The organism is Streptomyces sp. NPDC092045 (genome assembly GCF_044756005.1).
Lineage (GTDB): Bacteria > Actinomycetota > Actinomycetes > Streptomycetales > Streptomycetaceae > Streptomyces.
Window position 1 is genome coordinate 162,735 of the sequence record NZ_JBIVSC010000011.1, and the last position, 10,337, is coordinate 173,071.

At 76.0% G+C, this 10,337-nt stretch carries 10 protein-coding genes; 5 read left to right on the plus strand and 5 right to left on the minus strand.

Annotated elements, in window-relative coordinates; all coding sequences use genetic code 11:
• Nucleotides 1-97: 97 nt before the first annotated feature.
• Complete coding sequence (locus tag ACIQKA_RS23990; RefSeq protein WP_402542350.1) at nt 98-739, minus strand: winged helix-turn-helix transcriptional regulator; 642 nt, start codon at nt 737-739, stop codon at nt 98-100.
• Between the two features lie 100 nt (nt 740-839).
• On the opposite strand from ACIQKA_RS23990, the gene ACIQKA_RS23995 reads away from it, so the two are divergent.
• From ACIQKA_RS23995 to ACIQKA_RS24005, 3 genes are all read left to right on the plus strand, one after another.
• Nucleotides 840-2,051 (plus strand): pyridoxal phosphate-dependent aminotransferase, encoded by a 1,212-nt coding sequence (locus ACIQKA_RS23995; RefSeq protein WP_383149049.1) that lies wholly within the window; start codon nt 840-842, stop codon nt 2,049-2,051.
• A gap of 82 nt (nt 2,052-2,133) precedes the next feature.
• On the plus strand, nt 2,134-2,592 hold the full coding sequence (locus ACIQKA_RS24000; protein WP_402542351.1) for a hypothetical protein: 459 nt from the start codon (nt 2,134-2,136) through the stop codon (nt 2,590-2,592).
• Between the two features lie 11 nt (nt 2,593-2,603).
• Nucleotides 2,604-3,281, plus strand: a complete 678-nt coding sequence (locus ACIQKA_RS24005) for a DUF2293 domain-containing protein (protein ID WP_383149052.1) — start codon at nt 2,604-2,606, stop codon at nt 3,279-3,281.
• Nucleotides 3,282-3,328: 47 nt separating this feature from the next.
• Here ACIQKA_RS24005 and ACIQKA_RS24010 read toward each other — a convergent pair whose 3' ends face one another.
• From ACIQKA_RS24010 to ACIQKA_RS24020, 3 genes are all read right to left on the minus strand, one after another.
• Nucleotides 3,329-4,120: a chaplin gene (locus ACIQKA_RS24010; protein ID WP_383432016.1), complete on the minus strand. Its 792-nt coding sequence runs from the start codon at nt 4,118-4,120 to the stop codon at nt 3,329-3,331.
• A 162-nt stretch (nt 4,121-4,282) separates the two neighbouring features.
• Complete coding sequence (locus ACIQKA_RS24015) at nt 4,283-5,551, minus strand: SWIM zinc finger family protein (RefSeq protein ID WP_402542353.1); 1,269 nt, start codon at nt 5,549-5,551, stop codon at nt 4,283-4,285.
• Nucleotides 5,548-8,481, minus strand: a complete 2,934-nt coding sequence (locus ACIQKA_RS24020) for a DEAD/DEAH box helicase (protein ID WP_402542354.1) — start codon at nt 8,479-8,481, stop codon at nt 5,548-5,550. The genes ACIQKA_RS24015 and ACIQKA_RS24020 overlap by 4 nt, the downstream gene beginning before the upstream one ends.
• Before the next feature lie 324 nt (nt 8,482-8,805).
• Here ACIQKA_RS24020 and ACIQKA_RS24025 point away from each other — a divergent pair, with 324 nt between their 5' ends.
• Together ACIQKA_RS24025 and ACIQKA_RS24030 are read left to right on the plus strand one after the other, a co-directional pair.
• Complete coding sequence (locus ACIQKA_RS24025) at nt 8,806-9,141, plus strand: hypothetical protein (RefSeq protein WP_383149059.1); 336 nt, start codon at nt 8,806-8,808, stop codon at nt 9,139-9,141.
• 147 nt (nt 9,142-9,288) lie between these two features.
• Complete coding sequence (locus ACIQKA_RS24030) at nt 9,289-9,561, plus strand: DUF6343 family protein (protein ID WP_402542356.1); 273 nt, start codon at nt 9,289-9,291, stop codon at nt 9,559-9,561.
• Between the two features lie 45 nt (nt 9,562-9,606).
• Here ACIQKA_RS24030 and ACIQKA_RS24035 read toward each other — a convergent pair whose 3' ends face one another.
• Nucleotides 9,607-9,975: a tetratricopeptide repeat protein gene (locus ACIQKA_RS24035; RefSeq protein WP_366376656.1), complete on the minus strand. Its 369-nt coding sequence runs from the start codon at nt 9,973-9,975 to the stop codon at nt 9,607-9,609.
• Nucleotides 9,976-10,337 lie beyond the last annotated feature (362 nt).

Here is a 10,337-nt window from a genome sequence, read left to right on the forward strand (position 1 = left end):
CGGCCCCGCGGGCGGCCGGCCGTGCTCGACGCCCGGATCGCGGCGCGGGCCGCGGCCCGCGACCGCCCGGCGAAAGTCCCGGGGGGGGCGGAGTCCGTCAGGACGTGGGGCCGACGGCCGCGACCGGGACCGCCTTCGTCCCTTCGAGCTCCGCCCGTCCCGACGCCACCGCCCCGGCGAGCGTCAGCTCCCCGTCCGCGAGCGCCCGGCAGGTCGCCGCGTCGGTCCGCAGCCGGGCGTCGGGGGACTCCGCCGGGCCGTCCCCGTACGCGACGGCGCCGTCGGCCCCGACCCGTACGTGGAACTCCCCCTCGTCCAGGGTGACCTGGACGGTCCCCGCGCCCAGCTCCGCGAGCGCCCCGAGGAGCGGGATCGCGTACCAGTGGGCGCGCACGGCGTCGGTCGGGCGCGGCTCCCCCAGGTCGGGCGCGCCCCACGCGGCGAGGGCGCGCAGGACGGGCAGCAGGTCCCGGCCGCGCGGGGTGAGCTCGTAGACGGACGCCGAGGCGGGCGGGGGCAGCCGGCGGCGGGTGACCAGTCCGGCGCCCTCCATGTCCTTGAGGCGGCCGGCCAGCATGTCCGTGCTGACGCCGGGGAGGTCGGCGTGGAGGTCGGTGTAACGGCGCGGCCCGGCGAGGAGTTCGCGGACGACGAGCAGGGTCCAGCGGTCGCCGACGAGGTCGAGGGCGCGCGCGGCGGCGCAGTGCTGGTCGTAGCTGCGGCGTGTCTGACGTGGCATGCGACGTAGTCTAGACATGTCGTTGGACTTTCCAAGCTCGAACTTGGTAAAACCAAGCAACAACGAGCGGTGCTGGTTCCGGGAACTGGGGAGGTCGGACATGGAGTTCCGGCAGTCGAGCAAGCTGAACGAGGTCTGCTACGAGATCCGCGGCCCGGTGATCGAGCACGCCAACGCCCTGGAGGAGGCGGGCCACAGCGTCCTGCGCCTCAACACGGGCAATCCGGCCCTCTTCGGCTTCGAGGCGCCCGAGGAGATCGTCCAGGACATGATCCGGATGCTCCCCAGGGCCCACGGCTACACCGACTCGCGCGGCATCCTCTCCGCCCGCCGCGCGGTGGCCCAGCGCTACCAGGAGATGGGCCTCCCCGAGGTCGACGTCGACGACGTCTTCCTCGGCAACGGCGTCTCGGAGCTGGTCTCCATGGCCGTGCAGGCCCTCCTGGAGGACGGCGACGAGGTCCTGATCCCCGCCCCCGACTTCCCGCTCTGGACGGCCGCCACCACCCTCGCGGGCGGCAAGGCCGTGCACTACCTCTGCGACGAGTCGGCCGACTGGTACCCCGACCTCGACGACATGGCGTCGAAGATCACCGACCGGACCCGGGCCGTCGTGATCATCAACCCCAACAACCCCACCGGCGCGGTCTATCCGAAGGAGATCGTCGAGGGGATCCTCGACCTCGCCCGCCGCCACGGCCTGATGGTCCTCGCCGACGAGATCTACGACCGGATCGTCTACGACGACGCCGTCCACCATCCGGCCGCCTCCCTCGCCGATGACCTGGTGATCCTCACCTTCGGCGGCCTCTCCAAGACGTACCGGGTGGCGGGCTTCCGCTCCGGCTGGCTGGTCGTCACCGGCCCGAAGCGGCACGCCGCCAACTACCTGGAGGGCCTCACCATGCTGGCTTCCATGCGCCTGTGCCCCAACGCCCCCGCCCAGTACGCCATCCAGGCCGCGCTCGGCGGCCGCCAGTCGATCCACGAGCTGACCGCCCCGGGCGGCAGGCTGCGCGAACAGCGCGACCGCGCCTGGGAGAAGCTCAACGAGATCCCGGGCGTCTCCTGCGTGAAGCCGAAGGGCGCCCTGTACGCCTTCCCGCGCCTCGACCCGGCCGTGCACAAGATCCACGACGACGAGAAGTTCGTCCTCGACCTGCTGCTCCGGGAGAAGATCCAGGTCGTCCAGGGCACCGGCTTCAACTGGCCGCGCCCGGACCACTTCCGCATCCTCACCCTGCCGTACGCCGACGACCTCGACGCCGCGATCAGCCGCATCGGCCGCTTCCTGAGCGGATACCGGCAGTAGCGGACACGGGCGGTGACGCGGGCCCTCCCGGCTGTCATGATCAAGGGGTCGGACGGTCGAGGAAACGGGAGGGCGGCCGGTCATGGACGCCGCACTGATAGCCGTGGCGGGAACGCTGCTGGGTGTCGTCTTCACGCACTGGTTCCAGGGGCGGGCCGCCGAGCGCACGGCCGCGCTCGCCCGGTCCGAACAGCTCCGGCAGGAGCGGATCGCGACCTACAGCGCCTTCGCCGGCGCGGTCGTCGACTACCGGCACAGCCAGAACGACCGCTGGTTCCGGGCGGCCGAGGAGCCCGGTTCGGAGGAGGCGGAGGAGTCCCGCTACGCCTCCTACCGGCAGCGCATCGCCGCCCGGCAGGCCCTCTTCCGCGTCCAGCTGGTGTGCGACGACCCCGAGACCCGGCGCCTGGCGCAGACGGCCTTCGAGGAGACCCACTGCATGCACGAGGCGGTGGGGACCGCGGACCGCGCCCGCCGCTCCGAGCGGGCCAAGGAGGCCCTCGCCCTGTTCGTCGCCGCCGCCGCGCCCGGCGTCCGCTGACGGGGGCGGCCGTGGACCTCGTCGCGCCGGTCGTCGTCGAACCGCTCAAGCGCCGCCGCTGCTCGGAGTGCCACCGCGGGCCGCTGGAGCGGATGATCCTCGAATTCAACGCGCCGGTCTGCCTGGACTGCGCCGACCTCGGGCACCTGGTCTTCCTCCCCCGGGGCGACACGGCCCTCACCCGCCGCGCCCGCGAGGGCAGCACCCTCTGGGCGGTGGTGGTACGGCACAACCGGCGCCGCACCCGGTACGAACGCCGGGGCCTCCTCGTCGAGGAGGCGGCGCTGGCCGAAGCGGAGCGGACCTGCCTGGCGGACGCGGAGGCGCGCGCCAGACGGCGGGCGCGGGACGCGGCGCGGCGCGCGGTCCTCGACGCCGGGATCACCGCGGCCCTCCGGGCGGAGATCCTGCGGCTCTTCCCGTCCTGCCCGGCGGACCGGGCCGACGAGATCGCCGCCCACGCCTCGGCGAAGGGCAGCGGGCGGGTGGGGCGCACGGCCGCGGGCCGCTCGCTCGACCACGGCGCGGTGACCGCCGCGGTACGGGCCGGCGTACGGCACGTCGACACCCCGTACGACACCCTGCTGATGCGGGGGGTGCCCCGTCACCAGGCCCGGACGAGGGTCGCGCCCGCCATCGAGGCGGTGCTCCGGGCCTGGCGCGGTGGCGACGGGGAAGCGCGCGGCTGACGGCTCGGGCGTCAGTGCGCGCCGGTCCCGCCGCGCGGAACGTCCCCTCAGGCCCGGTCTCCGGCGCGGCGCGCGCGGCGGTACAGCAGGGCGCCGCCGAGGAGCAGCGCGGCGCTTCCCGAAGCGGCGTAGCCGAGGCCGTCCGACGAACCGGTGTGGGCCAGCGCGGCCTCGCCCGTCTCGCCCTGCGCCGCGGGGGCCGGGGCGGGGGCGGGCGGCACGGTCTGCGGGGCCGGGATGTTCCGCACGGGGGTCTGCGGGCGCGGCGTGGGCGTCTCGATGGGCTGGGCCGGCTTCGCGGGGCCGTTGACGGCGGTGTTGCCGAAGGCCGGGTTGCCGATGCCGACCACGTTGACCGAGTTCCCGCTGACGTTCACCGGGACGTCGACGGGGAGCTGGAGGCCGTTCCCGGAGAGGACGCCGGGCGATCCCTGGGCGTGGCCCTCGGCGGTGGAGCCGCCCCCGTTGGAGGAGCCGCCGCTCTGGGAGCCGCCTCCGGAACCGCCGGCCTGCTCTCCGCCGCGCGGGGTGCCGGGCTCGTCCTTGTGGGAGTGGGTGCGGCCGTCGTCGTCCGATCCGTAACCCGTCGGCCCGTCCGAGACGTTGGCGCAGCTGTTGCCGAAGGCCGGGTTGAGCAGGCCGACGACGTTGACCGTGTTGCCGCAGACGTTGACCGGCACGTGCACCGGCAGCTGAACCGTGTTGCCGGAACCGACTCCCGGCGAACCGACCGCGGCGCCCTGGGCGCCGGCGTCGGCGTGGGCGGCGCCCGCCGAGAGGGCGAGCGCCCCGCCCGTGACCAACAGTGTGGCCAGACCACTTCGGCGAATCTGCCTCATGGCTTCCTGCCTTCCGGAGGTGTGCACGGGCAGTCGCCCGTACCCGAATCAACGCGGCGGACGTGCGCGCCGGATCCGGCCCCCGGAGGGTTTCACCCCAACGAGTGGGGTCTGTTCGAGTGTGGACCGTCCTCGGCTTCGCGGGCCGGGCCGGTCGCGGGATCAGCGTCCGAGGAGGCCGTCGAGGGTGTCGACGGGGTCCGGGCCGGGGTCGCCGCGCGGCCACCAGTCCTCGCGGTCGGCGTCCGACTCGTAGCCGTACCAGAGGCCGTCCCGGCCCAGGCGGAGCTGGAGGGACCTGCCGGAGAGGCGGTTGCGCCAGGGGCGGAAGGCGGGGAGCCCGGCGGCGAGCAGCGCGGGTCTGGCCCGGTCGAACGGGCCCGCCGGCGGGTCCCAGGCCTCCTCCAGGACCGTGAGGCCCTCGGCGCCGCCCTGCCGCCAGGCGGCGACGGCGCGGGCCAGGTCGGTGGGGGTGCGGTCGAGGGCGTGGGCCAGGTCGCGGTAGAGCGCGCGGGTGGAGGCGGTGAGGCCGGAGCCGGGGTGCGCGGCGGCGAGCCGGACCGCGTCCTGCCAGGGGGTGAGGGCGGCGACCGGGTCGAGGCCGGTGGCGAGGAACGCGTGGGCGCGGGCGGCGGCCTCGGTGGCGAGGAGGTCGAGCGCGAGCGGGTCGGGGGCGGCGGGGTCGGGCGGGAAGACGGCCGGCCGGCCGGGCCGGTCGGGGAGCGGCAGCGGGGCGGGCAACGGCGGGAGGCCCGCCCCGGCGGCGTCGAGGGCGGTGCGGGCGGGGACGGTGGGCATCGGGGGCGCGGCGGCGTCCGCCTCTGCGGCGGACCGGGCCGCGTTGCGCCGGGTCAGCTCGGCGAGGAGCTCCTGCTCGCCCCGGCCGCGCATCAGGAAGAGGACGAACGGGTCCTCGTCGAGGAGCCGCGCGGCCTGGTAGCAGAGGGCTGCGGCGTGCTTGCAGGGGTAGCCGTCGTCCGGGCAGGAGCAGTCGGGGACGAGGTCGCCCGGCGCGGGAAGCAGCCCGGCGACCGCCTCCAGGGCGTGCGGCACGTCCTTGTCGAGGAGGGCGGCGATGTGGTCGGGGCGCGCGGTGGCCCCGTCGAGGAACGCCTCCCAGCCGTCGTCGCCGAGGGTCCGCATCCTGATCTCGGTGCGGTACGGGCGGAGCCGGCTGCCGTGGACGTAGGCGACGACCCGGCCGGGGGTGACCGTGATCGCGTCGACGTGGCCGCGTCCCGCGTAGGCCCTGCCGCGGGCGAGCCGGGCCGGGTCGAGGGCGGTGTCCTCCAGGGCGTCGACCCAGGCGTTCCCCCACCAGGTGGCGGCGAACCGCCCGTCGGGGGCCTCGCGGGGCGCGACCTGCGGGAAGGAGCGGCGGCGGTCGTCGTGGCGGGGGGCGGCCCCGCGCGCGGCCCGGGCGCGGTTCACGAGGGCCTCCTCAGGGACACCAGGTCGGCGAGCTCCCGGTCGGTGAGTTCGGTGAGGGCGGCCTCGCCGGAGCCGAGGACGGCGTCGGCCAGGGCCCGCTTGGCGCGGAGCATGTCGGCGATCCGGTCCTCGACCGTGCCCTCGGCGATCAGCCGGTGGACCTGTACCGGCCGGGTCTGCCCGATGCGGTAGGCGCGGTCGGTGGCCTGCTCCTCCACGGCCGGGTTCCACCAGCGGTCGTAGTGGATCACGTGGCCGGCCCGGGTGAGGTTGAGGCCGGTGCCCGCGGCCTTGAGGGAGAGCAGGAAGACGGGGACCTCGCCGTCCTGGAAGCGGTCGACCATCCGCTCCCGCTCGGCCACCGGGGTCCCGCCGTGCAGGAGTTGGGCGGGGACGCCGCGCGCGGCCAGGTGGTCGGCGAGGAGCCGCGCCATCGACACGTACTGGGTGAAGACGAGCACGGACCCGTCCTCGGCGAGGATCGTGTCGAGGAGCTCGTCGAGCAGGGCGAGCTTCCCGGAGCGGCCGGCGAGGCGGGCGGTGCCGGGGCCGCGCGGAGCCTGTTCCTTGAGGAACTGGGCGGGGTGGTTGCAGATCTGCTTGAGGGAGGTCAGCAGCTTCATGACGAGGCCGCGCCGTGCCATGCCCTCGGACTCCTCGATCCGTGCCATGGTCTCGCGGACGGTCGCCTCGTAGAGGGAGGCCTGCTCGCGGGTGAGGGGGACGGGGTGGTCGGACTCCGTCTTGGGCGGCAGCTCGGGGACGATGCCGGGGTCGGACTTGCGGCGGCGGAGCAGGAAGGGCCGCACGAGCCGGGCGAGCCGCTCGACGGCCTCGTCGTGCTCGATCTCCTCGTGGTTCTCCACGGCCCGGGCGTGCCGGGAGCGGAAGGCCTTGAGCGGTCCGAGGAGTCCGGGTGTGGTCCAGTCGAGGAGGGCCCACAGCTCGGAGAGGTTGTTCTCGACGGGGGTGCCGGTCAGGGCGACCCTGGCGGGCGCGGGGATCTCGCGCAGTGCCCGGGCCGTCGCGGAGAACGGGTTCTTGACGTGCTGCGCCTCGTCGGCGACGACCATCCCCCACTCGTGCGCGGCCAGCCGGGCGGCGCTGGTGCGCAGGGTGCCGTAGGTGGTGAGGACGATGCCGCCCCCGGTGCCGTCCAGGTCCCGGTCGGCGCCGTGGAAGCGCCGCACGGGCACGTCGGGGGCGAACTTCCGCACCTCCCGCTGCCAGTTCCCGAGCAGGGAGGCCGGGCAGACGACGAGGGTGGGGGCGCTGCGGGCGCGGCGCAGGTGGAGGGCGATGAGGGTGACGGTCTTGCCGAGGCCCATGTCGTCGGCGAGGCAGCCGCCGAGGCCGAGCGAGGTCATCAGGTCCAGCCAGGCGAGGCCGCGGAGCTGGTAGTCGCGCAGGGTGGCGGCGAGGCCGGGCGGGGCCTGCACGTCCTCGGGTCCGGCCAGGAGCCGGTCGCGGAGGGCGGCGAGCGCTCCGACGGGGACGGCGGGGACGGTCTCGCCGTCGACCTCGGCGGTGCCGGTGAGGGCGGCGGCGAGGGCGTCGACCGGTTCGAGCAGGCCGAGCTCCCGCTTGCGGGCCTTGCGGACCAGGTCGGGGTCGACGACGACCCACTGGTCGCGCAGGCGCACGACGGGCCGGTGGGCCTCGGCCAGGAGGTCCATCTCGCGCTCGGTCAGCGGGTCGCCGTCGAGGGCGAGCTGCCAGTCGAACCGCAGCAGTTCCTCGCTGTCGAAGAACGGGGTGCCGTCGGTCGCGGAGCCGGGCGCGGCGAACGCCGGGCGGACGACGGCGGAGGCGCTGAGCGAGCGGGCCAGCTCGCGCGGCCAGTGGACGGCGACCCCGGCGTCGGCGAGCCGGGCGGCGGCGGGGCCGAGCAGCTCGTACAGCTCGTCCTCGGTGACGGCGAGGACGTCGGGCACGTCCCGCTCCAGGAGCCGGGCCAGCGGGGGCCAGACGCGGGCGGCGCGGCGCAGGGCGAGGACGGCGTCGATCCGGGCGCGGGGGCCGAAGTGCTCGCCCTCCCCCGCCCACAGGGCCGCGGCGTCGATGACGAGGGTGGGGTCGGCGAGGCTGTGGATCTGGAGGAGGGCGGCGGCGGCGTGGCGCCGGCCGCCGTTCGGAACGGAACCGGCCGGGTGGCGCTCGCCGTGGTCCCCGCCGCGCTCCTCGTCGGGCGCCGCGCCCTTCTCTCCGGACGCGCCGGGTCCCTCCCCGGGGGCGCCGGTGTCGAAGAGTTCGTACGCCGACAGGTCGAGGCGGAGCGAGACGCGGACGCCGGCGTCCATCCCGGCCGCCGCCTCGGCGGCCCAGGCACGCGCGCGGGGCAGGTGCTGCGGGGCGCGGGCGGCGAACGGCGCCCCGACCGCGTGGGCGGCGGCCGGGGTGCGGGGCAGGACGTCGGCGACGGCGTCGAGGAAGGCGCGGACGAGGGCCTCGGGATCGGGCAGCCGCAGCGGCCCCCGGCCGGGGACGGGCACGGCGTACGCCTCGGCCGGCAGGGCGGCGGCGACGGCCCGCAGGTGGGCGATGTCGTCGGCGTCCAGGGGTCCGGCCCGCCAGGCGTCCAGGTCGTCGGCGGTGAGTCCGGGCAGGAGCCTTCCCCGGGCGGCCAGGTGCAGGGCGTGCAGGGCGGCGGCGCCCCAGCCGGCGGTGGCGGGGTGGGCGGCCGGGTGGTGGCGGGCCGCGAGGAGGTGGGGCAGGGCGGCCTCGACGGGGAGCGCGACGGCGGGGACCTCGCGGCTCCGGGCGCCGCCGCCGTGCCGCCGGGCGACGGTCAGCCCGACGCGCTCCGCGCCGGACGCCGTCTCCGGGTCCGGCAGCGCGCCGCCGTCGGGGGCCCAGAAGGCGACCCGGCCCTCGCGGGGCAGGGCGGCGGGCAGGAAGACGGCCGCGCCGGTGGTCCAGGTGTGTGTCACTGTTCCGCTCTCCTCCCCCGGCCCTCCGCCGTGCGACGGAGCCCCGACCTGCTCCGACGCGATGGTCCGACGTGGATCTCCGACCTTACGGGCGGGGTCTGACAACCGGGTCCGGCCACCGCCGCCGGCCGGGACCGGCGGGCGGTTCCCCCGGGCGGCCCAGCAGCAGATGACACGGGGCCCGGCGGGCGGGAGGGTGGGCCTGGACCGGGGTCGGGCCCGAGGGGCGCCGCCCGCCGGCCACCCGCCTTCCGCGGCCCACCGCCGTCCGCCGTCCTTCGTCCCGCAGGAGTCCGGCGGAAGCCCGACAGAAGAGGAACCGCCATGTCCGTTCGCCGGCGTCTCACGACCGCCACCGGGGCCGTGCTGCTCACCCTCGCCGTCGCCGGCTGCTCGGGCCTCGGCCGCACCGCCGTGGGCACGATCGAGTACGAGACGGAGCGCGAGCTGGGCGTGCAGGTGACGAGCCCCTCGGTGAAGGGCTGCCACCGCCTGGCGCCGTCCGGCGCGACCAAGGTCGAGAACAACACCCTGGTGGACATCGTGCTGTACCGGACCCGGGACTGCCGGGGCGAGGACTCCACCTACCTGCCGTCCGACACCGGCGACCGGATCGTTCCGGACACCCTGCCCTGGCGGAGCTACAGCGTCATCCACTGAGCGCCCCGGCTCCGTCTCCCTCCGGCCCGTCTCCTCTCCGGCCCGCCCCCCTTCGGCCCTGTTTCCCTCCGGCCCGGCTTTCCGTTCGGTCCGGGGCGGGTCCATGCTGGAAGGGTCCGGGGAGACTCCACGGAAGAGGTGACCGCCATGCGGACCGGGGACGAGCCGGTGACCGCGCGCAGTCCTCTGCGGATGCGGTTCTGGCTGAGCGTGTGGGGGCTGCTGTGGGCGGCCTTCGGCACGATCGCGTTCGCCCTGGTGGGCCGTCCCGGCTGGGCCGCGGCCTGCGGGGTGCTGTTCCTGGTGGTTCTGGTCGACATGGTCCTCGTGGTGCGCCGGATGCGGCAGGGGCCGCACTGGCAGCCGGGCCGGGACGTCCCTCCGTACGGCCCCGGCCGGAGGGGCGGCGGGAAGCGCTGAGCGCCGCCCGCGCCCCGTGCGTCCTTGCCCCGCGTCCGTGGGCGCTCAGTTCGGCGAGTCGAAGCCCGCCGCCTCCAGGTACTCCGGCTTGGGGTCGAGCGCGGCGGCGAGGCGGAAGTGCCGGGTGGCCCGGTCGGTCTGTCCGGAGCGCTCGAAGGTGCGGGCGAGAGCGAAGTGGGCGAACGCGTTGTCCGGCTCGCGCTCCAGGACCAGTTCGAACTCCAGCTGCGCGGGGCGCAGCTGGGCGGCGGCGAAGAAGGCACGCGCGCGCAGCAGGCGCGCGGCCGTGTTCTCGGGGTGGGCGGCGATCACCGAGTCCAGCAGCTTCACGGCGCCGCGGGGGTCCCGCGCGGCCAGCAGGTGCTCCGCGGCGCGGAAGTCGATGACGTGCGTTTCCGGATTGCTGTCGGCCACGATGGCATCCTTCCCCTCGTCCGGTGGTTGAACACCGGACCCGGTGGCCGCATTCCGTCCGTCCCCCGTGGACCAGTCCCGCGCAGGCCCCCGACAGGCTCCGGGCGGGCCCTGGGGGCGTCTCGCCGATCGGGCCGGATCGGAGAGCGGCGTCCGGTGCCGTGCGTCGCGCGGCGGAGGAGGGAGTCGACGCGGAGCGTCGGCGACCGGCGACGACGCGGCGGGGTGCGGTGCCGGACGCCGCGAGCCGGCATGATCGCCGAGACACCCCTAGGGCGTGTGTCGAAAGTAGCGCCGTCTGCCCGGAGGGCAGGCCCGGCGGTGTCCGGTGCGTGCGATCGCAAGGCGGAGGGTCGCCCCGA

Bases quoted from the DNA above. Each gene is read 5' to 3' on its own strand.
- ACIQKA_RS24030 (WP_402542356.1), top strand. From the start codon at position 9,289: ATGCGGACCGGGGACGAGCCGGTGACCGCGCGCAGTCCTCTGCGGATG.
- ACIQKA_RS23995 (WP_383149049.1), top strand. From the start codon at position 840: ATGGAGTTCCGGCAGTCGAGCAAGCTGAACGAGGTCTGCTACGAGATC.
- ACIQKA_RS24010 (WP_383432016.1), bottom strand. From the start codon at position 4,120: ATGAGGCAGATTCGCCGAAGTGGTCTGGCCACACTGTTGGTCACGGGC.
- ACIQKA_RS24000 (WP_402542351.1), top strand. From the start codon at position 2,134: ATGGACGCCGCACTGATAGCCGTGGCGGGAACGCTGCTGGGTGTCGTC.
- ACIQKA_RS24025 (WP_383149059.1), top strand. From the start codon at position 8,806: ATGTCCGTTCGCCGGCGTCTCACGACCGCCACCGGGGCCGTGCTGCTC.
- ACIQKA_RS23990 (WP_402542350.1), bottom strand. From the start codon at position 739: ATGCCACGTCAGACACGCCGCAGCTACGACCAGCACTGCGCCGCCGCG.